The organism is Alkalisalibacterium limincola (assembly GCF_008017755.1).
Lineage (GTDB): Bacteria > Pseudomonadota > Gammaproteobacteria > Xanthomonadales > Xanthomonadaceae > Alkalisalibacterium > Alkalisalibacterium limincola.
Genome location: NZ_VRTS01000003.1, coordinates 152,901 through 176,435, shown reverse-complemented (window position 1 = coordinate 176,435; position 23,535 = coordinate 152,901). Strand labels below are relative to the sequence as shown.

Sequence of the window (23,535 nt, the reverse complement as noted above, 5' to 3'; positions counted from 1 at the left end):
GCGCCCCGGGTCAATCCCACTGCGCGATGATGAGGCGCCAATCGTTCCCGTCCCGTCGCCACGCCGTCTCCACGTTGTAGATGCGGCCGGTGTCCGGCACGAACCGCCCGCTGCCTCCGGTGAGCACGGCGGTGAAACGCACACGCGCACGCTCCTCGAACATCTCCACATCCAGCGGCCCCAGCCGGACCCCGACACTGCCATGCTGCATGAACTGCAGGCGGACCAGTCGACCCAGGCCTTCGCGGTCCAGCCCATGGGGGCCAGAGAAGTCATCGTCGATTCCTGCCAGGACTCCGCTGGCCGATCGCTCGCGCGCGGCCTCCTGCATCGCCGCGATCCGGTCGCGCAGGGCCTGCTCCGGATCCGGCCTTGCGCAGCCGCCGGCAAGCAGCAGGGAAGCCACGACGAGCACCGCGAAAAGCCCCTTCCATACGCTCGCGCATGCCGCCTTGCCTGCCCATGGGGGCTGTGTTCCAATCGATGAAGATGCCCTGAACAGCGCTGTTCCGAGCCACTCGGAGGCGCATACGGTTTGGTCCACGCAGGAGGAGATGCGCATGAGTTCGGAACGTCCCTGGTTGAACAAGTATCCGGCGGGCGTGCCGGCGGAGATCGATGTCGAGCAGTACCGCTCCATCGTCTCCGTGCTGGAGACGGCAATCAAGCGTTATCGGGACAAACCGGCGTTCTCCAACTTCGGGAAGACCCTCACCTACGGTGAGATCGACGATCTCAGCACCCAGTTCGCCGCCTACCTGCTGCATACGCTCAAGCTCAAGAAGGGCGACCGCGTCGCCTTGATGATGCCCAACGTGCTGCAGTACCCGATCGCGATCTTCGGCGTGCTGCGTGCCGGACTGACCGTGGTCAACACCAACCCGATGTATACCGCGCGCGAGCTCAAGCATCAGCTCACCGACTCCGGCGCGTCCGCGATCGTGGTGCTGGACAACTTCGCCGACACCGTCGCGTCGGTGGTCGGCGAGACCTCGATCAAGCAGGTGATCACCACCGGCGTGGGCGACCTGCTGGGCTTCCCCAAGGGCCCCCTGATCAACTTCGTGCTCAAGTACGTCAAGAAGCAGGTGCCCGATGCCGACCTCCCGGGCTCGATCCGTTTCTCCGAGGCGCTTTCCGCCGGCCGTGGGAAGTCGGTCCCCGACGTCGACATCAGCCCCGGCGACATCGCCTTCCTGCAGTACACCGGTGGCACCACCGGCGTGGCCAAGGGCGCGATGCTGACCCACCGCAACCTGGTCGCCAACATGCTGCAGGCGTCGGTGTGGCTGGGCCAGAACGTGAAGCACGGCGAGGAGACGATCATCACCGCGCTGCCGCTCTACCATATCTTCGCACTGACGGCGAACTGCCTGGTGTTCATGCAGTTCGGCGGCTGCAACCACCTGATCACGAACCCGCGCGACATGAAGGGCTTCGTCAAGGAACTGCGCAGCACCAGTTTCTCCTCGATCACCGGCGTGAACACGCTGTTCAACGGATTGCTCAACACGCCCGGCTTCGACAAGATCGACTTCTCCAACCTGCACCTGAGCCTGGGTGGCGGCATGGCGGTGCAACGCGCCGTCGCCGAACGCTGGAAGGCAGTGACCGGTTGCACGCTGATCGAAGCCTACGGCCTGACCGAGACCTCGCCAGCCGCCTGCATGAACCCGATGAACCTCGAGGACTTCAACGGTGCGATCGGCCTTCCGATCCCCTCCACCGAGGCCTGCATCAAGGGCGACGATGGCGCGATGATGCCCGTCGACGAAGTGGGCGAGCTGTGCATCCGCGGTCCGCAGGTCATGAAGGGCTACTGGAACCGTCCCGAGGAAACCGCCAAGGCGATCGACTCCGACGGGTGGTTGCACACCGGCGACATGGCGAAGATGGATGCCGATGGCTTCTTCTACATCGTCGACCGCAAGAAGGACATGATCCTGGTCTCGGGCTTCAACGTGTACCCCAACGAGATCGAGGATGTCATCGCCCAGATGCCCGAGGTGCTCGAGGTGGCTGCCGTGGGTGTTCCGGACGAAAAGTCCGGCGAAGCGGTCAAGGTCGTCATCGTGAAGAAGGACCCGGGTCTGACCGCCGACAAGGTGAAGTCCTTCTGCCGCAATGAGCTGACCGGCTACAAGCAGCCGCGCTTCGTCGAGTTCCGCACCGAGCTGCCGAAGACCAACGTCGGCAAGATCCTGCGGCGTGAGCTCAGGGAGAGTTCGAAGGAAGACTGAGCACCGGCCCGGACTGCTGGCCGACCGGCCCGGGCGAGCCCGGGCCGCGTGCTTCAGGCGACGCCGTCCTTGAGCGACCCGCGCCGCTGGATCAGTTCGCGGATATCCTGTTCCTGGCTGGGGCCCAGCCCCTCGAAGACGTAGGCCACCGTGCGCTCGTCGCTGCGCACCAGGCGTGCCTGGACCCGCAGCGCCACCAGGTCACCGCAACGCAACTCCACCGAGGCAAGGGCGGCACGCTCGGGATCGAAGCCATCCGGACGTCGCAACAGCGCCCCGCTGAGGGAGAGGTCCTCGACCGGTGTTTCCCAGTGATGGTCGGGCACGCGCACGCTCGCCGTGGCCTGCAGGCGCGAGCGCGACAACCTGATCCCCGGGTGTTCTGAATCGACCATCCAGCTTCCCCCAGCTGATGAAACACCGATGCGTGCAGTGGGCCAGAAACAAGACCCACAAGGCAAGCCCGGCGAGAGGGAAGCGAATCGCCCTCTAGAGCAATTAGTTTACGAATGTCAAGGCCTCGGGCATAGAATCGAGGCGGCGGGCGCGTTTCCCATCCAAAGGGTCCCAAGCCACCCGTGATGCGCGCCCACGGGGGCCATCCAGAGAGGTTTTAGCCAATGAACGTCGTCGAACCGCTGCGTCGTGAGTCCAACGAGCACACCATCCGCACCCACCAGGCCGACAATGCGCACTGGTGCTTCATGCACGCCTCCAGGGCGCTTTCGGACCCGGACTACCGGCCCTGCTTCAACCCCCCGCTGATGCGCGAGATGCATGCCTACCTCAAGCGGGCCGCCCAGCAGATCGGCAGCACCGCCGACGCAGACCCCAACCACCTCGCGCACGTGGTCATCGCATCGGACGCGGACGTGTTCAACCTCGGCGGCGATCTGGAACTGTTCGCCCAGCTCATCCGGGGCCGCGACCGCGAGCGGCTGCTCAACTACGCACGCGAGTGCGTGGAAGGGGTGCACATCCTGCACGCCCACCTGCACCCGCATGCACACACGGTGGCCCTGGTCGAGGGAGACGCGCTGGGTGGCGGGCTGGAGCTGGCCCTGAGCTGCCAGACCATCGTGGCCGAATCCGGCATCAACATGGGATTCCCGGAAGTCCTGTTCGGCCTGTTCCCGGGAATGGGGGCCTATTCCTTCCTGACCCGTCGCGTGAACGCGCGCCTGGCCGAGGAAATGATGCTCAACGGGGTGATCTACAGCAGCGACGAACTCCACCGCCTCGGCGTGGTCGACGTGCTCGTCGGCAAGGGCGAGGGCCACAAGGCCGTCCAGGACCTGATGCGCCGCAACCAGAAGATCGCCCGCACGCGCATGGCGATGGATCGCATCCGCGACATCGTGAATCCGGTTCCGCTCGAAGAGCTCCTGCGCATCACCGAACTGTGGGTCGATGCGGCGATGGGCCTGGGCGAGCGCCAGCTCAAGACGATGGAACGACTGGTCAGGGCCCAGCGGCGCCGGACGGGGGAAGGCGGCAGCCACCAGCTCGCGAACTGATGCCCGGGGCCAGGCGACGCTGACGCTCCGCTCGAACCGGACGCGTCAGCCTCGCTCGGGGTCCTCCCCGCGCGCGTCATTGTTCCGCGGTCGGCGCAACGCGGCCCGGGCCAACTCGAGCTCGCGTCGCAGATCGGCGACGCTGCCCCGCCAGGTCTTGGGCAGTTGCCAGTTCGCCGCATGCATCGCCGAGGAGGCGTGCGCGGCGAGACGGACTGCGCCCATGTTGCTGGCGACTCCCTTGAGCGCGTGGCACTGGTCGCGGAACTCATCCCAGTTGGCCGACGATGCGCACTGCTCCATCGCGGCGATGCAACGACGGGCGTCGCGCGTGCACTCATCGACGAAGCGCTCGATGAAATCCTCCCCGAGGTTGAGCTCGGCGAGTTCATCGAGGATCTCCGGGGATATGAGCTCGCCGTGGGCGGGCGAACCCGGCCCGGCCTGGCTTCCCTTGCCAGCCCCCGCATTGATCTCGGCCAGGGTGTCCAGCAGTCGCGGAACGGAGACGGGCTTGGACAGGAAGGCAAAGGCTCCGGCCCGTTCGCACGCCGCCACCGATTCGGCGGTCGCGTCGGCCGTGAGCACGACGAAGGGCGTGCGACGCCTCCCGCTTTCGATGACCCGGGCCTGCTTGAGCACGTCCAGGCCGCTCAGCCCGGGCATGTGCAGGTCGATGATCACCGCGTCGTAGGCGTGGTCCTCGATCTGGTCCAGCACGTCGTCGCCCTCGGTGACGGCGACGGTACGGTGCCCCGCCTTCTCCAGCAGTCGCTGCAGCACCATCACGTTGGCGGCCTGGTCGTCGGCGACCAGTATCCGCATCGGCGCAACGCGCGCACGGTGGCGGACGAAGGGATCGTCGAAGGCGATGATCTTTCCCGTGGTGTCGTCGGCGACCAGCTCGGGCTGGGGCTGCGCGGCAAGCTTGAGCGGCAGTTCCACCCTGAAGTGGGTGCCCACCGCCGGCGTGCTCTCGACGCTGATCGTGCCACCCATCATCTCGGTGAGCGCCTTGGCGATGGTGGTGCCCAGGCCGGTCCCGCCGAAGCGGCGCGCATGCCCACCCTCGGCCTGCTCGAACGCCTTGAAGATCCGTTCCAGGGCCTCCGCCGGCATTCCGATGCCGGTGTCATGCACGGAGAAACCCAGCCGCACCTCCTGCTCGTTGGCCCCACCTGGAATCCGTTCCACCTTCAATGACACCCTGCCTTCCTCCGTGAACTTGATCGCATTGGAGAGCAGGTTGACCAGCACCTGGCGCAGGTGCCCCGCGCTGCCGTGCAGGCGGTCCGGCACGCCCTGCTCCACTTCCATGTCAAAACGCAGGCCGCGATCCTCAGCGGCCTGGGACAGCATCAACTGGACACCCTTGAGCATCTCCGAGAGGCGGAAGTCCTCGTCGGCGCGCTTGAGCTTGCCCGCCTCGATGGCCGAGATGTCGAGCACGTCCTCGACCAGCACCTGCAGCGAGCGCGCCGAGGCCTGGATGACCTCGGCACTCTCGCGCTGCTCCGGCGTCAGCGACGTGGTCACCAGCAGTTCGGCCATGCCGACGATGCCGTTGAGCGGCGTGCGGAACTCATGGCTCATGTTGGCCAGGAACCGGCTCTTGGCCTCGCTGGCGCGGCGCGCTTCGTCCGTGGCCTTCACCAGGGCCCGCAACAGACTGCTCAGGTACAGCGGCACCGCCACCAGTCCGGCCAGCAGGCCATAGGCCAGCACCGGGATGCCCTGCCAGAACGGCGTGGTGACGATGACGGCCAGGAACGTGCCCGTGGCCATGCCGACGGCGGCGAACAGGAAGCGGTTTCCGTAGCGCAGGCCGTTGCCGACCGTCACCCACATCAGCACGACGTAGAGGGGGGCGAGTCCCTCCCCCATCAGGTACATCGCGATCCCGATCAGGCCGTAGTCGGCCAGCATGCCGATGATGCGCCTCACATGGGAGACACCGGGTCGCGCGGCGATCGCCAGCAGCAGCCCCAGGCCGATGATCGACTCGATCGCGACGAAGAACAGGACCAGGCGCAAGGCTTCGTTGGCGCGGTCGATGTTGGAGACCACCGCGACCAGGTAGAGCAGGATCAACCCCAGGATGACCAGGCGCACCGTGGCCTGGCCGTGCTCGGAATCGGGCCGGTTACGGAAGCGGGCCAGCAGTGAGTCGAGGTGTCCGGTCATGGCATGCTCGCAGACGGCGGACCGGACTGCTCAACCCCGCTCGCCGGAGAAGAACTCGTACACCTCGCGCACCTGCGCGCGACGGCGCGCAAGGGCTTCCACGGCCGTCGGATCAAAGGCGGTGCCGGCGCCGGCAAGGACCTGCTCGAAGGCCTCCTCGATCGGGAAAGCGTCCCGCCAGGAGCGCTTCGAGCTCAGCGCATCGAGCACGTCGGCCACGGCCGCGACGCGTGCCGCCAGCGGAATGCCCTCCCCTGCCAGCCCCTCGGGATAGCCGCCGCCATCCCAGCGCTCGTGGTGGGACAGCGCGATCGACGCACCGGTCTGGACGAAGCGGCTGGTGCTCCCCTTCAGGATGTCGTGCCCGACGCGCGTGTGCGTCTGCATCAGCGCGCGCTCGTCTTCGTCGAGCGGACCCGGCTTGAGCAGGATCGAGTCGGGCAGGCCGATCATTCCGATGTCATGCAGCGGCGCGGCGAGCTCGATGACCCGTACCTCGTCGTCGGACAGGTTCATCGCCTCGGCCACCAGTCCGGCATAGCGCGACATGCGCTCCAGCGTGGCGCCCCCGCCCCCTTCGCGACGGGCAGCGGCCTGGGCCAGGCGGGTCAGGATCTCGCGCTCGCGCTCGTCGAGTTCGTGCATGCTCGACAGCAACTGCCGCTCCAGGCTGCGCGCGCGGGTCTTGAGCGACTCCTGGTGCTGCCTGAGCGCGAGCAGGTTCTTGCAGCGGGTGCGCAACTCGCGCGGTCGCACCGGCTTGACCAGGAAGTCGCTGACGCCGGCTTCGAGCGCGGCGTTGCGCACCGGCTCGTCGCCGACGACGGTGATCAGCACGATCGGCACGTCGCGTTGGGACAGCGGGCGGCGGAACCGGCGGGCGAACTCCAGCCCGTCCATCTTCGGCATGCGGTAGTCGAGCAGCAGCAGGTCGGTCGGCGTCTTTTGCGACCACAGCAGCGCCTGGACCGGGTCGCCGAAGTCGGTGACCTTCAGCTCGGGGCTGATGTCCTCGAGCAGGTGGCGCAACATGCTGCGCTGCGATGGTTGATCGTCGACGATCAGTACGTTCACGTGCGAATCCCTCTGCAGTCGAACCGTCGCCGTCCGTGGCGCTGGCTGTTGCGGGCAGCTTACATGCCCATCCGCGGTAGCGGAACAGGTTTCGGGTCAGGCTTCGGGCCGCATGTAGGGAAACAGAAGCACGTCACGGATCGACGAGCAGCCGGTGTAGAGCATGACCAGGCGATCGATGCCGATGCCGAGGCCACCGGTGGGCGCCATGCCCGTTTCCAGCGCCCGGATGTAGTCGGCATCGAAGTGCATCGCCTCGTCGTCCCCGCCCTCCTTCGCCTCGACCTGGGCCTGGAAGCGCGCCGCCTGGTCCTCGGCGTCGTTGAGCTCGGAGAACCCGTTCGCGATCTCCTTGCCGTTGACGAACAGCTCGAAGCGGTCGGTGATGCCGGGCTCGTCGTCGGACTCGCGGGCCAGCGGGCTGACCTCGACCGGGTAGTGGGTGATGAAGGTGGGCTGCACCAGCGTGGGCTCCACGGTCTTCTCGAAGATCTCCAGCAGCAGCCTGCCCCAGCCGAAGCCCGGCTTCACCGCCACGCCCAGCCGCTGGCAGTGCGCCGCCAGTACGTCGCGGTCCAGGCAGTCGGCCAGGGACAGGCCGGGATTGAGCTCGCACACCGCCTCGTCCATGCGCCAGCGGCGGAACGCCGGGCCCAGGTCGATGTCGGCGCCATCCCAGTGCATGGCGGTGGTGCCCAGCACCTCGACCGCCACGTCGCGGATCAGACCCTCGGTCAGGTCCATGACCTCGTGGTAGGTGGCGTATGCCTCGTAGAGCTCGAGCATCGTGAACTCGGGGTTGTGCCGGGTCGACACGCCCTCGTTGCGGAAGTTGCGGTTGATCTCGTAGACGCGCTCGAAGCCGCCGACCACCAGACGCTTGAGGTACAGCTCGGGCGCCACGCGCAGGTACAGGTCGAGGTCGAGCGCGTTGTGGTGGGTGACGAACGGGCGTGCCGTCGCGCCGCCGGGGATGTAGTGCATCATCGGCGTCTCGACCTCCAGGAAGCGCCGCGCGTCGAGCCAGCGTCGCATCGCGCCGATCACCCGGGAGCGGGTGATGAACACCTCGCGCGCCTCGGGCGTGACCACCAGGTCGACGTAGCGATGCCGGTAGCGCTGCTCGACGTCGGCCAGGCCGTGCCACTTGTCCGGCAGCGGACGCAACGACTTCGTCAGCAGCCGCAGGCCGTCGGCCTGGACCGACAGCTCGCCGGTGCGGGTGCGCGTCAGCGTGCCGGTCACGCCGACGATGTCGCCCACGTCCCAAGTCTTGAAGCTGGCATAGGCCTCCTCCAGCGCGCTGGCCTGCAGGTAGAGCTGGATGCGTCCGCTCATGTCCTGGATCTGGGCGAAGCTGGCCTTGCCCATGACCCGCTTGGCCATGAGGCGACCAGCCACCGCCACCCGGCGCCCGGTGGCCGCCAGCGCCTCGGCATCGAAGGCCTCGGCGTCGGCGTACTCGGCCTGCAGGTCGGCCGCGTAGTCGGCGCGCTTGAAGTCGTTCGGGAACGCCACGCCGGCCGCACGCAGGCCCGCCAGTTTCGCCCGCCGCTCGGCGATCAGGTGGTTCTCGTCGGTGACGGGGGCTTCTTGCTTGTCGGTCATGGCGTGCGGCTCGGGAATGCGGTGGCCCCGTCGGGTGCGGGTACCGGGGACTCGGGTGGGAAGGTCGGTCTTGCGGCGGTTCAGGCGTCGATGCGTTTGGAGCCCACGTCCAGGCCGGACTTCAGCGCGGCCTCGACGAACTCGTCGATGTCGCCATCGAGCACCTTCTGCGTGTCGGAACGCTCCACCCCGGTGCGCAGGTCCTTGATGCGCGACTGGTCGAGCACGTAGTTGCGGATCTGGCTGCCCCAGCCGATGTCGGACTTGGTCGCTTCCAGCGCATCCTTCTCGGCGTTGCGCTTCTGCATCTCCAGCTCGTAGAGCCTGGCGGCCAGCATCTTCATCGCGGTGTCGCGGTTCTGGTGCTGGCTGCGACCGTTCTGGCACGCCACCACGGTGCCGGTCGGCACGTGCGTGATGCGCACCGCGGACTCGGTCTTGTTCACGTGCTGGCCGCCGGCGCCGGAGGCCCGGTAGACATCGGTCTTGAGGTCGGCGGGATTGATCTCGATGTCGATCTTGTCGTCGACCTCGGGCGAAACGAACACCGACGTGAAGCTGGTGTGGCGCCGGTTGTCGGAATCGAACGGCGACTTGCGAACCAGCCGGTGCACGCCCGTCTCGGTCTTGATCCAGCCGTAGGCGAAGTCGCCCTCGACCCGGATCGTGGCCGACTTGATGCCGGCGACGTCGCCGCCGCTGGCCTCCATCAGTTCGGTCTTCCAGCCGCGCGACTCGCACCAGCGCAGGTACATGCGCAGCAGCATCTCGGCCCAGTCCTGGGCCTCGGTGCCACCGGCGCCGGCCTGGATGTCGATGAACGCGTTGGCGCCGTCGAGGTCGCCGGAGAACATGCGCTGGAACTCGAGCTTGCCCACGTCGCGCTCGAAGCCCTCGACGTCGTCGATGACCGCCTGGGCGGTCTCCTCGTCGGCCTCGGACTCGGCCAGTTCGATGAGTTCGAGCGCGCCCGCCAGGCCCTCGTCGAGCTGGCGGATGCCATTGACGTTCTTCTCCAGCGCCGAGCGCTCGCGGCCCAGCGCCTGCGCCCGCTCCGGGTCGTTCCAGACGTCGGGGAGCTCGAGCTCCCGGTTTACCTCCTCGAGCCGTTCTGCCTTGGCATCGAGGTCAAAGATACCCCCTCAGCGCATCCAGCCGACCTTGCAGGTCGGCGATGCGCTGACGGACGGGATTGAGTTCGATCATGTCCGCGGATCCGTGGTTGGAAATGCTGTGCGAAAGCCTTTCAGGATAACAGAGCACGGACCCGTGGACAGCTCACGCGGGTTCGATGTGCCTGACCAGCAGCTGGATGTCGCGGCGCCCACGGAAGTCGTCGAGGTCGAGCTGGTAGGCCATGCGCAGCCGCTGCGGCGGCGGCTGGCCGGTGCAACCGCCGAAATGTATCGCCGACAGGGGCTCGCGCCGGCCCTCCACCAGCACCCGCAGCTTCAGGTGACGCTCGCCGACGGTGCGCCAGTCGAGCAGCTCGAACTCGTTGTCGAAGACCGGCTCGGGAAACGCCTGCCCCCACGGGCCGGCCAGCCGCAGTTGCTCGGCGAGCGCCCGCGAGAAATCCCTTCCGTCCAACGGCCCGTCGCTGAGGATCTCCCGCGCCAGCGAGGCCGGGTCCAGGCGCCGGGCGGCCACCGCCTCGAGGGCCTCGACCAGCGCCTCGAGGTTGCCGGCCGCCAGGCTGAGGCCCGCGGCCATCGCATGGCCACCAAAGCGCTCGATCAGGCCGGGGCAGGTCGCATCGACCTCGGCCAGCGCGTCGCGGACGTGGAAGCCGGCAATCGACCGCGCCGAACCGCGCAGGCGGTCGCTGCCCGGTTCGGCCGGCGCGAACGCCAGCACGGGTCGATGCAGCCGTTCCTTCACCTTCGAGGCCACCAGGCCGACCACCCCGGGGTGCCAGCCCGGATCGTGCAGGCACACGATCGGCGGCAGGCCGCCTTCGGGGATCGGCAAGGCCTCGAGCAGCGCCTCGGCCTGGTCCACCATCTGCTGCTGCAGCTCGCGACGCTCGGCATTGATCGCGTCCAGCGCCTCTGCCAGGCGCCCAGCCTCGACCGGGTCGTCGGTGAGCAGGCACTCGATGCCCACCGCCATGTCCTCCAGGCGGCCGGCCGCATTGAGCCGCGGCGCGATCGCGAAACCGATGTCGCTGGCGCACAGCGTCGACAGCGCCCGCCCGGCCACCGCCGCCAGCGCCGTCACGCCGGGCTGGCACTCGCCCCGCCGGATGCGCTGCAGGCCGGCGGCAACCAGCACGCGATTGTTGTAGTCCAGCGGCACCAGGTCGGCGACCGTCCCCACGGCGACAAGGTCCAGCAAGCGCGACAGGTCCGCAGTCGCCGCGGCTGGCGCGCCGCCTTCGCGAAGCACGCGGCGGATCGCCAGCAGCAGGTAGAACACCACGCCGACCCCGGCCAGCGCCTTGCTCGGAAACGCATCCCCGTCCAGGTTGGGGTCCACGATCGCATCCGCGTCTGGCAGCACCGGCCCCGGCAGGTGATGGTCGCTGACCACGACCTGCCAGCCGCGCGCCCTGGCCGCGGCAACGCCGGCAACACAGGCAATCCCGCTGTCGACCGTCAGCACCAGGTCCGGCGCCATGGACGCCATGTCAGCGACCAGCGCCGGCGACAGCCCGTAACCGTGCTCGACCCGGTGCGGCACCCGGTAGGCGACATTCTCCGCGCCCAGCAGGCGCAGGCCGCGTACCGCCACCGCGGTCCCGGTGGCACCGTCGCAATCGAAATCCCCGACCACGACGATCCGCACCTGGTCGCGGATGGCCCGGGCCAGCAGCTCGGCGGCCTTCTGCATGCCACCCATCAGGTCCGGGGCCAGCAGGCGCGCCAGGCGCAGCTCGCCGTCCTGGGCGGACACGATGCCTCGACTGGCGTAGACGCGCCGCAGGACCTCGGGAACCGAATCGTCCCACCCCGACGCATCCACCCCTTCGCGCCGACGGATGCTGGGCACGGGGATGCTCATGGGAACAGCGAGCGTGGCTTTCGCCAGAACCGCCAGTGCTGGCCCGGCCGGAGCGCCGCGCGCCAGCCATCGGCAGAGTCGAGGTCGACGCCAGCCAGGCGCTTGTCGCGTACCGCCGCGGCGGCAGGCTCGATCCAGTCGCCGGACACGGCCGCCAGATCGCGCATGTCCCGAAGGTCGACCAGGGCGTCGCCCAGGTCGGCCGACCAGCGCGACGGCCGCACCTGGGGCGTGTGGCCGGCCTGGGTGGCCAAGGCACCCAGCCCGACCTCGCGGGTGAAGACCTTCGTGGCCTCGATCGCCACCTGGTCGGGAAGTACGCCGCCGCCCCAGAACCACAGGCTGTTGACGGCCGGCAGGCCCTGCTCCAGCCGGCGCTCGTTCACGGGATGGTTGTGCAGCACGATCTGGGCCTCGTTGAGCAACTGGCGCCAGCGCCGACCCGCGTCGCCCTGCGGCAGGAGGTCGTGGATCTCGTCGCCCAGGACGTCCTCGGGATCGACGAATGCGGGCAACCTCGCCTCGCGCGGCATCATCAGGTACCAGCGTTCGGGCACCGGCGCCGAGATCGGAAAGCCGGCATCCCCGAACAGGAGCTTCAGGGGCTTGAGCAGCGCCTGCGCCTGGGCCGCATCGACCTGCAGGTTGCCCCAGGCCAGCATGCGGACCGCATTGAGGTCGGCACGCACGTGCACCGGGTCGGCACGCAGCCACGCATACCCGGCCGCGTCGCCGCAATCGAGCTGCCGCGTCAGCGCGGCCATCGGCCAGCCCTTGGGCACGACGCGGCAGTGGCGCAGCAGCTGTGCGCGGCCACCGGGCTCGCCGGCGTCGGGCAGGTCGGCCCGGCCCAGCAGGCGACGCAGCGCTTCGGGCTCCGCGGCGCCGCGCATGCGTTCGCGTTCCGGCAGCAGCAGGCGCAGCGTCATCGCCGGTCAGCCTTCGTAGCGCACCTCGACCAACTCGTATTCGCGCTCGCCACCCGGAGCATTGATGACGACACTGTCGCCCTCGTGCTTGCCGATCAGGGCGCGCGAGATCGGCGAGGAGATCGAGATCAGCCCCATCTTGATGTCGGCCTCGAGGTCGCCAACGATCTGGTAGGTCTTCTCTTCGTCGGACTCGACGTCGGCCAGCGTGACGATCGCGCCGAAAACCACCTTCGATCCGGCCGACAGCTTGGTCACGTCGATCAGCTCGGCGTTCGACAACACGCTCTCGAGCTCCTTGATGCGGCCCTCGATGAAGCCCTGCTGCTCGCGCGCGGCATGGTACTCGGCGTTTTCCTTGAGGTCGCCGTGCGCACGCGCCTCGGCGATCGCCTCGATGACCCTGGGACGCTCGACCGACTTGAGCCGGTCGAGTTCTTCGCGCAGGCGCTTGGCGCCGGCGACCGTGAGGGGTGACCTCATGCCTGACACTCCTTCATGTTCGTTGTGGACCCCGGCGCTGGCGAGGTGGACCTCAGCCCTGCGACCCGGCCAGCTCCCGATGCAGCTCCTGCAGCGAGGATACGCTGCCTTCGCCACGGAATTCAGTGGACAGCAGCAGGGCGCGCGCACCCGCGATGGTGGTCGAGTACGTGATCCGGTGCTGCAGCGCCTCGCGGCGGATCGAGAACGAATCCGAGATCGCCTGCTTGCCCTCCGTCGTGTTGACGATGTAGGCGATCTCGCCGTTCTTGATCAGGTCGACGATGTGTGGCCGGCCCTCGATCACCTTGTTGATGTGCTGGCACTCGTAGCCCGATTCGCGGATGAACTTCGCCGTGCCCGAGGTGGCCACCAGCGAATAGCCGCGCTCGATGAGGATGTCGAGCACCGGCTTCAGCCGAGCCTTGTCCGGGTCGCGGACGGAAACGAAGGCCTTGCCCACCGGCGGCGTGCGGATGCTGGCCGCTTCCTGCGCCCGCGCGAAGGCCTTCGGGAAGGTGCGGCCCACGCCCATCACCTCGCCGGTGGAGCGCATTTCCGGGCCCAGGATGGGATCGACGTTCTGGAACTTGGCGAACGGGAAGATCGCCTCCTTCACCGAGTAGTAGTCCGGCACCACCTCGCGGGTGGCGCCCTGCTCGGCCAGCGAGCGGCCCACCATGCAGCGCGCGGCGACCTTCGCCAGCGGCACGCCGGTGGCCTTGGACACGAACGGCACGGTGCGCGAGGCGCGCGGGTTCACCTCGAGCACGAAGATGTCCTCGCCCTGGATCGCGAACTGCGTGTTCATCAGGCCGATCACCTTGAGCTCGCGCGCCATGACCGCGACCTGCTTGCGCAGCTCGTCCTGGATCTCGGGGCTGAGCGAATACGGCGGCAGCGAGCACGAGCTGTCGCCCGAGTGCACGCCGGCCTCCTCGATGTGCTCCATCAACCCGCCGATCAGCACGTTGCCCTCGGCGTCGGCGATGATGTCGACGTCGACTTCCACGGCATTGTCGAGGAAGCAGTCGAGCAGCACCGGTGATTCGTTGGACACCTTCACCGCATCGCGGATGTAGCGCATCAGGTCGGCATCGGTGTAGACGATCTCCATCGCCCGTCCACCCAGCACGTAGCTCGGGCGCACCACCAGCGGGTAACCGATCTCGTTGGCCAGCGCGGTCGCCTCGTCGGCGTTGCGCGCGGTGCGGTTCGGCGGCTGGCGCAGGCCCAGCTTCTGGATCATCTGCTGGAAGCGTTCGCGGTCCTCGGCCAGGTCGATCGAGTCCGGGGAGGTGCCGATGATGGGCACCCCGGCGGCCTCCAGCGCGCGCGCCAGCTTCAGCGGGGTCTGCCCGCCGTATTGCACGATCACGCCCTTGGGCTTCTCCAGCTCGACGATCTCCAGCACGTCCTCGAGCGTGAGCGACTCGAAGTACAGGCGGTCGGAGGTGTCGGGATCGGTGGAGACGGTCTCAGGGTTGCAGTTGACCATGATGGTCTCGAACCCGTCTTCGCGCAGTGCGAGTGCGGCATGCACGCAGCAGTAGTCGAACTCGATGCCCTGCCCGATCCGGTTCGGCCCCCCGCCCAGCACCATGATCTTGTCGCGGTCGCTCGGGTTGGACTCGCACTCGTCTTCGTAGGTCGAATACATGTAGGCGGTGGACGTGGCGAACTCCGCCGCGCACGAGTCCACGCGCTTGTAGACCGGGCGCACGCCGAACGCGTGGCGCAGCACGCGCACCGCCTGCTCGTCGGTGCCGCACAGCTCGGCGATGCGGGCGTCGGAGAACCCCTTGCGCTTGAGCAGGCGGATCTGGGCCTTGTCCAGTCCGGACAAACCGGACTCGATCAGGTCGGTCTCCAATGCCACGAGGTCCTCGATCTGGTCGAGGAACCACGGGTCGACGAAGCTCATCGCGTGCACGTCCTCGACGCTGAGCCCGGCGCGGAACGCATCGGCGATGTGGAAGATGCGGTCGGCACGCGGCTCGCGCAGCTCGCGCTTGAGCGCGGTCATGCCGTCCTCGGTGCCCAGCGCCAGCCCGGTCGGATCCAGGCCGGTGTGGCCGGTCTCCAGTCCACGCAGCGCCTTCTGCAACGATTCCTGGAAGGTGCGGCCCATCGCCATCACCTCGCCCACCGACTTCATCTGCGTCGTCAGGCGGGCATCGGCGGCCGGGAACTTCTCGAACGCGAAGCGCGGGATCTTGGTGACCACGTAGTCGATGCTCGGCTCGAAGCTGGCCGGCGTCGCGCCACCGGTGATCTCGTTGCGCAGCTCGTCGAGCGTGTAGCCCACGGCCAGCTTCGCGGCGACCTTGGCGATCGGGAAGCCGGTGGCCTTCGAGGCCAGCGCCGAGGAGCGCGACACGCGCGGGTTCATCTCGATGACGACCACGCGGCCGGTCTCCGCGTTGATGCCGAACTGGACGTTGGAGCCACCGGTGTCCACGCCGATCTTGCGCAGTACCGCGATCGAGGCATCGCGCAGGCGCTGGTATTCCTTGTCGGTCAGCGTCTGCGCCGGGGCCACGGTGATCGAGTCGCCGGTGTGCACGCCCATCGCGTCGAAGTTCTCGATCGAGCACACGATGATGCAGTTGTCCGCATGGTCGCGGACCACCTCCATCTCGAACTCCTTCCAGCCCAGCACCGATTCCTCGACCAGCACTTCATTGACCGGCGAGAGCTCCAGGCCGCGCTTGATGATCTCGATGAACTCCTCGCGGTTGTAGGCGATGCCGCCACCGGAGCCACCGAGCGTGAAGCTGGGCCGGATGATGGTCGGGAAGCCGACCCGGGACTGGATGTCCAGGGCCTGCTCCAGCGACTTGGCCACTTCGGCCTTCGGGCACTCCAGGCCGATCTCCCCCATCGCCACTCGGAACAGCTCGCGGTCCTCGGCCATGCGGATCGCCTCGCGCGAGGCACCGATCAGTTCCACGCCGTACTTCTCCAGCACGCCGTTGTCGGCCAGGTCCAGCGCACAGTTCAGGCCGGTCTGGCCGCCCACGTCGGCAGCACCGCATCGGGTTTCTCCTTCGCGATGATGCGCTCCACCACCTGCCAGGTGATCGGCTCGATGTAGACCGCATCCGCCGTTTCCGGGTCGGTCATGATCGTGGCCGGATTGGAGTTCACCAGCACCACGCGGAAGCCTTCCGCCTTGAGCGCCTTGCAGGCCTGCGCGCCGGAATAGTCGAACTCGCAGGCCTGGCCGATGACGATCGGGCCGGCGCCGATGACGAGGATGGTCTTGATGTCGGTGCGCTTGGGCATGGATTTACTCTGGCGTGGTTTCGGATTGCGCGACCGCGCCCTGTCGGCTCTCGCCGATGTGGCGGTCGAGGAAACGGATCATCGTGTCGTACATGGCCACGTTCGCTTCGGGGTTGTAGATGCCGTGGGCGGAGCGACGTTCCACGTGGACTTCTTCGGGCGCCTTGCCGGCCGCGGCCATGTGCCGGATCAGGAAGTCCATCTGCGCTTGCGGCACACGCTGGTCCCGGGTGCCATGCACGAGCATGACCGGGATATCGAGCCGGTCCACCAGGTAGGCCGGCGACTGCGCCTGGCGGGCCTCGTCCGTCTCGGGCATTATCCGCGCGAGATAGGCCCGGCCAGAGTCGGTCTGCGGGATGTCACCACGCGTCATCAACATCGGCAGGCTGTACACACCCACGTAGCCGATGGCGCACTGGTACAGACCGGGGGCCCGGATCGGACTCATCAGGGCCGCGTAGCCACCATAGGACGCGCCGTAGATGCACACCCGGTCCGGATCGGCCACGCCCTGGGCCACGGCCCAGTTCACCGCGTCGGTCAGGTCGTCCTGCATCGTGGTGCCCCAGTTGCGGTACCCCGAGGACAGGAACTCCGAGCCGTAACCCCCCGAGCCGCGGAAGTTCACCTGCAGCACCGCGTAGCCACGGTTGGCGAGGAACTGCACCTCGGGATTGAAGCCCCAGCGGTCGCGAACCCCATGCGGACCGCCATGCGGGTTCACGATGAGGGGAAGGTTCCGACCGTCGCTGCCGCGCGGGATCGTGATGTATCCGTGCAGTGGCTTGCCATCGCGTGACATCAGTGCGATGGGCTGCATCGGCGACATCTTTTCCGGATCGATCCAGTCGCGGTTGCTCAGCAGGAACGTGGCCTGTCCGGTCTGCGTGTCGACCAGGTAGACCTTGCCCGGACTGGTGTCGCTGTAGACCCGCGCCAGCATCAGTCGACCGTCCAGGCTTTGGCTGGAGATCCAGACGGCGTGGCCGGGAAAGGCCTGCTCGAGACCCGCGCGGATCCGAACTTCCGGGTGGTCGGGTTGCAGGTAATGGATCTCAGGCTTGCCTGGCTCCACCCGCACGCCCAGCAGGGTGCGACGATCGGCGGAATACACGAGACCATCGAAGTCCACCTGGTCGTGTGCGAAGACATCGGTGCGCTCGCCCGTCTCGGGATTCAACAGGTAGAGACTGTCGAGGCCCTGCTCGCTCTCGCCGCGCATGTATACGTGCACGCCATCCTCGGCGAAGCCCACCGGGTAGTCACCGCGACCGAAGGCGTCGAACTCGCTCACCAGCTGCCAGCCGTCATCGACCCGGCGGTGGACCTGGGTGTGCTTGCGGCTGCGGTCCTGCCCGATCGCGTAACGCACCTGGCCATCGGCATCGATGGCGAAGCCGCCGTTGTCCATCGGGCTGACCGCGACGCGGGTGAGGTTGCCGCGCGCCACGCCCATGCGGAACACGTGCGGGCTGTCGATGCTGCGCTGGACCAGGATATGCCGCGGGTCCTCGGGCAGGGTGCTCAACACCGTGTAGGTGGCCCCATGCTCCACGGCGAACCGGCGTCCACCGTCGGCGTTGGCGAAGAACACCCGGTACTCGGTCAGTACGTACCCATCGAACCAGTTGGTCTTTTCGGCGACCTTGACCATGAAGCGATCGTCGCTGACCCACTGCACCTCGTAGGGATGCATCCTCGCGCCGTAGTCCCACTTGGACATGATCCGGCGATCGCTCACGCGCAGCACAGCCAGTTCGGTACGGTCCTCCTGCGGCACGGTGATCGCCAGGTAGTCACCCTTGGGCGACAGGCCCACCTCGGTGAACTCGGGCCGCTTGAAGAACTCGATGGTGTCGACATCACGCGACAGGGCATCGGCCGAAACCGCTAGGCACAACACGACCAGGATCAGGCGAAGCAGGGTCATCGGCACGTTCCTCCTTGAGGGAATTTCTCAGGCCCGGGTGGCGGGCATCGACTGGACGAAGCGATCGAACAGGTAGGCCACGTCATGCGGCCCCGGGCTCGCCTCCGGATGACCCTGGAAACTGAAGGCCGGCGCGTCGGCGAGCTCGATGCCCTGGTTGGAGCCATCGAACAGCGAGCGGTGGGTCACGCGCACGTTCGCCGGAAGGCTGTCCTCGTCGACCGCGAAGCCATGGTTCTGGGCGGTGATCAGCACACGACGGCTATCGAGGTCCTGCACCGGGTGGTTGCCACCGTGGTGGCCGAACTTCATCTTGTGCGTCTTCGCGCCGGCGGCCAGCGCCAGCAACTGGTGCCCCAGGCAGATGCCGAAGGTCGGGACCCGGCGTTCGATCAACCCGCGGATGGCGGCGATGGCGTAGTCGCATGGCGCCGGGTCGCCGGGGCCGTTGGACAGGAACACGCCATCGGGCTTGAGCGCGAGTACGTCATCGAGCGGCGTCTGGGCGGGGACCACGGTGACCTTGCAGCCCCTCTCGGCCAGCATCCGCAGGATGTTGTGCTTCACGCCGTAGTCGAACGCGACGACATGATGGCGGAGCTCCACGGACGTGAAGGCCTGGGCGTCCAGGTCGTAGCGGCCCTCGCTCCACTCGTAGCGCTCGGTGATGCTGACCTCCTTCGCCAGGTCCAGGCCCGAGAGCCCGGTGAACTTGCGCGCGGCCTCCAGGGCACGGTCGACGTCCAGCCCCGGGCCAGCCATCAACGCACCACTCTGGGCACCACGGTCGCGCAGCAGCCGGGTCAGCTGCCGGGTGTCGATGTCGTCGATCGCGACAACCCCACGCTCGATGAGCCACTCCGGCAACGACTGCTGGTTGCGCCAGCTGCTGGGCCGGCGCGGCACGTCGCGCACGATCAGGCCGGCGGCGTACACGGCGGTCGACTCGTTGTCGACCTCGTTGCAGCCGGTGTTGCCGATGTGCGGATAGGTCAGCGTGACCAGTTGGCGGGCGTAGGAGGGATCGGTGAGGATCTCCTGGTAGCCGGTCATGGAGGTGTTGAAAACGACTTCGCCGACGCTGAGGCCGGGCGCGCCGACGGAACGGCCCTCGAATACTGTGCCGTCTTCGAGAACAAGGATTGCAGGCTGGGTCACGGAGTCTCGCCTTGGGTGGTGGATTTCGCGCCTGTATGCCGGATGCCGGCCGGCAGGAAGCCCCGGAACCGATGCCATCGGGCCGGGTCGCGATTTCGGTGTGCAGGCGAGCGGAAATGATACGGCGCAGTCGCCCCCGTGTCCATGCGCGGGCTTAACCGATCCGTGCCGGAAGGCCTAGTCCAGGCCGAGGCAATCCTTCATCGCATAGCGGCCCGGTGTCTCGCCGGCGATCCAGCGGGCGGCATGCAGCGCGCCACGGGCAAAGATTTCGCGGTCGGTGGCACGGTGTACCAGTTCCAGGCGCTCGCCGGCGCTGGCGAGCTGCACCAGATGCTCCCCGACAATGTCGCCTGCCCGCAGGCTGGCATAGGCGGGCGGCCTGCCGCGACCGGCCTCGACCGACTCGCCGAGCATCAGCGCCGTGCCGGAGGGCGCGTCGCGCTTGTTGACGTGGTGCGATTCGACGATGTCGCAGTCCCAGCCCGGCAGGGCCGCCGCCGCGCGCCGCACCAGTTCGGCCAGCACCGTCACGCCGAGGCTGAAATTGGCCGACCACAGGATCGGCAGCTCGTGTCCGGCGCGGTCGAGCGCCTCGCGTTGCGCATCCGACAGCCCGGTGGTGCCCGAGACCAGCGGCCGGCCACGCTGCCGGCACAGGGCCAGCACCGCGTCGAAACCCGCGGGAAGGCTGAAGTCGACCACCACGTCGAAGTCCGGAGCGTCCTCCAGGCGCGAGGCGGGCAATTGCACGACGTCGCCCAGGTCGTGGGCGCCCGACCCGGTCACCGCCGCGGCGAGTTCAAGCGATGCATCGGCGGCGATGAGCCGCAGCAGGGCCCGGCCCATGCGGCCGGACGCCCCGTGCACCAGCACCCTGGTTCGTGTCGATTCCATGCGGCGAAGCTAGCCGGCGCCAGCGGGGCTGGCAAGCCCGCGCATGCGCATCAGGAGGTCACCCGGTCCCAGAACCGCTTCACGCCATCCAGGAACGAGCTCGAGCGCGGCGAGTGATGGCGTGCGTTCTCGCCGTCGAAGGTGGCCTCGAATTCACTGAGCAGCTCGCGCTGGCGGGCGGTCAGGCGCACCGGCGTCTCCACGACCACCCGGCAAAGCAGGTCGCCGCGGGAGTGGCTGCGCACCGACTTCACGCCCTTGCCGCGCAGTCTGAACAGCTTTCCGGTCTGGGTCTCGGCGGGCACCTTGATCTCCACCTCGCCCTCCAGCGTGGGCACGCTCAGCGTCGAGCCGAGCGCCGCCTGCGAGAAGCGGATCGGAACCTCGCAGTGCAGGTTGTCGCCGTCACGCTCGAAGATGTCGTGCGCGCGCACGTGGACCTCCACGTACAGGTCGCCCGGCGTGCTGCCCGGCGGACCGGCCTCGCCTTCCCCGGTCAGGCGGATGCGGTCGCCGGTGTCGACGCCGGCCGGGATCTTCACCGACAGGGCCTTCTCCTCCTCGACGCGTCCATTGCCGTGGCAACGCTTGCACGGGCTGCGCACCACCTTGCCGCGACCGCCGCAATGCGGGCAGGCCTGCTGGACGGAGAAGATGCCCTGCTGCATGCGCACCCTGCCGTGGCCGTTGCAGGTGGTGCAGGTGTCGACCTTGCCGTCCTCCGAGCCGGAGCCATCGCAGCTGCCACACTCGACCAGCGTCGGCACGCGGATCTCGCGCTCCAGGCCGAATACGGCCTCCTCGAGGTCGAGCTCGACGATGTAGCGCAGGTCCGCGCCCCGGCGCGCACGCCGGCCGCCGCCGCCGAAGATGTCGCCGAAGATGTCACCGAAGATGTCGCCGACGTCACCGAACCCGCCGCCGCCACCGCCCCGGCCGCCCATGCCGCCTTCGAACGCGGCGTGGCCGTGCTGGTCGTAGACCCGGCGCTTGGCCGGATCCGACAACACCTCGTAGGCCTCCTTGGCCTCCTTGAAGCGCCCCTCGGAATCGGCGTCGCCACCGTTGCGGTCGGGGTGGTACTTCATCGCCAGGCGGCGATAAGCCTTCTTGATCTCGTCCTCGCCGGCACTGCGGCCGATACCGAGGACTTCGTAGTAGTCACGTTTGCTCATGGATGCTTGGTCGCCTGCGCTGGCTTTCCGGGCGCCGCGCGGTGCGCGACCCGACAACGGCGAAGGGCGCGGCGGTCAATCCGCCGCGCCCCTGCGTGCCTCACTTCTTCTCTTCGTCGTCCTTGACCTCGGTGAACTCGGCATCCACCACGTCCTCGGGCTGGGCCTGCGGGCCCGGCTCGTCCTCGCTGCCGCCGGCGGAGGCCTGGTCTCCCTGGGCCGCCGCGGCGAACAGCGACTGCGCGGCCTGCTCGAGCGCCGTCGCGCGCGACTCGATCTGGTCCTTGTCGTCGCCCTTCATCGCCGTCTCGAGCTCCGAAAGCGCCGACTCGACCTGGCCGACGGTCTCGCCCGGCACCTTGCCGCCGTGCTCCTTGAGCGCGGTGCGGGTCGAGTGGACCAGCGCGTCGGCCTTGTTGCGGGTGGCGACGAGCTCGTGGAACTTCTTGTCCTCCTCGCGATGCGTCTCCGCATCGCGGACCATGCGCTCGACCTCCTCGTCGCTCAGGCCCGAACCGGCCTTGATCTCGACCTTCTGCTCCTTGCCTGTCTTCTTGTCCTTGGCCGACACGTGCAGGATGCCGTTGGCGTCGATGTCGAAGGTGACCTCGACCTGCGGCATGCCGCGCGGCGCGGCGTCGATGCCGGTGAGGTCGAACTTCGCCAGCGACTTGTTGAAGCGGGCCTGCTCGCGCTCGCCCTGCAGCACGTGCACGGTCACGGCGGACTGGTTGTCCTCGGCGGTCGAGAAGGTCTGCGATGCCTTGGTCGGCACCGTGGTGTTCTTCTCGATGAGCTTGGTGAACACGCCACCCAGCGTTTCGATGCCGAGGCTGAGCGGGGTCACGTCGAGCAGCAGCACGTCCTTCACGTCGCCGGCCAGCACGCCACCCTGCACCGCCGCACCGATCGCCACGGCCTCGTCGGGGTTCACGTCCTTGCGCGGCTCCTTGCCGAAGAACTCGGCCACCGCGGCCTGCACCTTGGGCATGCGGGTCTGGCCGCCGACCAGGATCACGTCGGCGATGTCGCTGGCGCGCACTCCGGCGTCGTTCATCGCCACCTTGCACGGCTCGATGGTGCGCTTGACCAGGTCCTCGACCAGCGACTCGAGCTTGGCCCGGGTCAGCTTGATGTTGAGGTGCTTCGGACCCGACGCGTCGGCCGTCACGTACGGCAGGTTCACCTCGGTCTGCTGGCTGGTGGACAGCTCGATCTTGGCGCGCTCGGCGGCATCCTTGAGGCGCTGCAGGGCCAGCGGGTCCTTGCGCAGGTCGATGCCCTGGTCCTTGTTGAATTCCTCGACCAGGTAGTCGATGACGCGCTTGTCGAAGTCCTCGCCACCCAGGAAGGTGTCGCCGTTGGTGGCCAGCACCTCGAACTGCGTCTCGCCATCGACCTCGGCGATCTCGATGATCGACACGTCGAAGGTGCCGCCACCCAGGTCGTAGACCGCGACCTTGCGGTCGCCGCCCTTCTTGTCCATGCCGTAGGCCAGTGCGGCCGCGGTGGGCTCGTTGATGATGCGCTTGACCTCGAGGCCGGCGATGCGGCCGGCGTCCTTGGTGGCCTGGCGCTGGGAGTCGTTGAAGTAGGCCGGGACGGTGATGACGCCTCGGTGACCTTCTCGCCCAGGTAGTCCTCGGCGGTCTTCTTCATCTTCTCCAGCACGCGCGCGGAGATCTCGGGCGGCGCCATGCGCTTGCCCTCGGAGGTGGCCACCCAGGCGTCGCCGTTCTCGTGCTCGAGGATCTTGTAGGGCACCAGCTCGAGGTCCTTCTTGACCTCGGCGTCGCCGAACTTGCGGCCGACCAGGCGCTTGACCGCGAAGAAGGTGTTGTGCGGGTTGGTGACCGCCTGGCGCTTGGCCGATGCTCCCACCAGGACTTCGCCGTCCTTGGTGAACGCCACGGTCGACGGCGTGGTGCGGTCGCCCTCGGAGTTCTCGATGACGCGGGCCTTGCCGCCTTCCATGATGGCGACGCAGGAATTGGTGGTTCCCAGGTCGATGCCGATGATCTTTGCCATTGTTCTGTGCTCCCGGAG

Annotated in this window: 15 protein-coding genes and 2 pseudogenes; 2 read left to right on the top strand and 15 right to left on the bottom strand. The window is 67.9% G+C overall.

The window, feature by feature from the left end; all coding sequences use genetic code 11:
- Positions 1-10: 10 nt before the first annotated feature.
- Positions 11-406, bottom strand: coding sequence for a nuclear transport factor 2 family protein (locus FU658_RS05930; RefSeq protein ID WP_147891242.1), 396 nt, complete (start codon positions 404-406; stop codon positions 11-13).
- Between the two features lie 154 nt (positions 407-560).
- Here FU658_RS05930 and FU658_RS05925 point away from each other — a divergent pair, with 154 nt between their 5' ends.
- Positions 561-2,240, top strand: a complete 1,680-nt coding sequence (locus FU658_RS05925) for a long-chain fatty acid--CoA ligase (RefSeq protein WP_147891241.1) — start codon at positions 561-563, stop codon at positions 2,238-2,240.
- Between the two features lie 53 nt (positions 2,241-2,293).
- Here the strand turns inward: FU658_RS05925 and FU658_RS05920 are convergent, their stop codons facing one another.
- Positions 2,294-2,635, bottom strand: coding sequence for a PilZ domain-containing protein (locus tag FU658_RS05920; protein ID WP_147891240.1), 342 nt, complete (start codon positions 2,633-2,635; stop codon positions 2,294-2,296).
- 225 nt (positions 2,636-2,860) lie between these two features.
- Here FU658_RS05920 and FU658_RS05915 point away from each other — a divergent pair, with 225 nt between their 5' ends.
- Positions 2,861-3,757 (top strand): crotonase/enoyl-CoA hydratase family protein, encoded by an 897-nt coding sequence (locus FU658_RS05915; RefSeq protein WP_147891239.1) that lies wholly within the window; start codon positions 2,861-2,863, stop codon positions 3,755-3,757.
- A 45-nt stretch (positions 3,758-3,802) separates the two neighbouring features.
- Here FU658_RS05915 and FU658_RS05910 read toward each other — a convergent pair whose 3' ends face one another.
- From FU658_RS05910 to dnaK, 13 genes and pseudogenes are all read right to left on the bottom strand, one after another.
- Positions 3,803-5,941, bottom strand: coding sequence for an ATP-binding protein (locus FU658_RS05910; RefSeq protein ID WP_147891238.1), 2,139 nt, complete (start codon positions 5,939-5,941; stop codon positions 3,803-3,805).
- 30 nt (positions 5,942-5,971) lie between these two features.
- The gene (locus tag FU658_RS05905) at positions 5,972-7,033 is read right to left on the bottom strand and encodes a response regulator (protein ID WP_425477593.1); all 1,062 of its coding nucleotides are present in this window, start codon (positions 7,031-7,033) and stop codon (positions 5,972-5,974) included.
- Between the two features lie 78 nt (positions 7,034-7,111).
- Complete coding sequence (gene lysS / locus FU658_RS05900; RefSeq protein ID WP_147891236.1) at positions 7,112-8,623, bottom strand: lysine--tRNA ligase; 1,512 nt, start codon at positions 8,621-8,623, stop codon at positions 7,112-7,114.
- 80 nt (positions 8,624-8,703) lie between these two features.
- Positions 8,704-9,829, bottom strand: a protein-coding gene (prfB, locus tag FU658_RS05895; RefSeq protein ID WP_147891235.1) for a peptide chain release factor 2 whose coding sequence is annotated in 2 segments (ribosomal slippage) — positions 8,704-9,753 and positions 9,755-9,829 — 1,125 coding nt in all. Because the reading frame shifts where the segments join, the coding sequence is not laid out codon by codon here.
- A gap of 72 nt (positions 9,830-9,901) precedes the next feature.
- On the bottom strand, positions 9,902-11,626 hold the full coding sequence (gene recJ, locus FU658_RS05890) for a single-stranded-DNA-specific exonuclease RecJ (protein ID WP_147891234.1): 1,725 nt from the start codon (positions 11,624-11,626) through the stop codon (positions 9,902-9,904).
- The gene (locus FU658_RS05885) at positions 11,623-12,555 is read right to left on the bottom strand and encodes a phosphoglycerate mutase (protein WP_147891233.1); all 933 of its coding nucleotides are present in this window, start codon (positions 12,553-12,555) and stop codon (positions 11,623-11,625) included. Before FU658_RS05885 ends, recJ begins: the two co-directional genes overlap by 4 nt.
- A gap of 6 nt (positions 12,556-12,561) precedes the next feature.
- Positions 12,562-13,038: a transcription elongation factor GreA gene (gene greA / locus FU658_RS05880; protein ID WP_147891232.1), complete on the bottom strand. Its 477-nt coding sequence runs from the start codon at positions 13,036-13,038 to the stop codon at positions 12,562-12,564.
- Positions 13,039-13,090: 52 nt separating this feature from the next.
- Positions 13,091-16,326: pseudogene (gene carB, locus FU658_RS05875) on the bottom strand (carbamoyl-phosphate synthase large subunit).
- Between the two features lie 4 nt (positions 16,327-16,330).
- Positions 16,331-18,259, bottom strand: a complete 1,929-nt coding sequence (locus tag FU658_RS05870; protein ID WP_147891231.1) for a S9 family peptidase — start codon at positions 18,257-18,259, stop codon at positions 16,331-16,333.
- Positions 18,260-18,286: 27 nt separating this feature from the next.
- Entirely contained in the window at positions 18,287-19,417 is a 1,131-nt protein-coding gene (gene carA, locus FU658_RS05865) for a glutamine-hydrolyzing carbamoyl-phosphate synthase small subunit (protein ID WP_147891230.1), read from the bottom strand.
- Positions 19,418-19,594: 177 nt separating this feature from the next.
- Complete coding sequence (gene dapB / locus FU658_RS05860; protein WP_147891229.1) at positions 19,595-20,314, bottom strand: 4-hydroxy-tetrahydrodipicolinate reductase; 720 nt, start codon at positions 20,312-20,314, stop codon at positions 19,595-19,597.
- Between the two features lie 50 nt (positions 20,315-20,364).
- Entirely contained in the window at positions 20,365-21,489 is a 1,125-nt protein-coding gene (gene dnaJ, locus FU658_RS05855; RefSeq protein ID WP_147891228.1) for a molecular chaperone DnaJ, read from the bottom strand.
- 100 nt (positions 21,490-21,589) lie between these two features.
- A pseudogene (dnaK, locus tag FU658_RS05850) lies at positions 21,590-23,517 on the bottom strand (molecular chaperone DnaK).
- Positions 23,518-23,535: the final 18 nt, after the last annotated feature.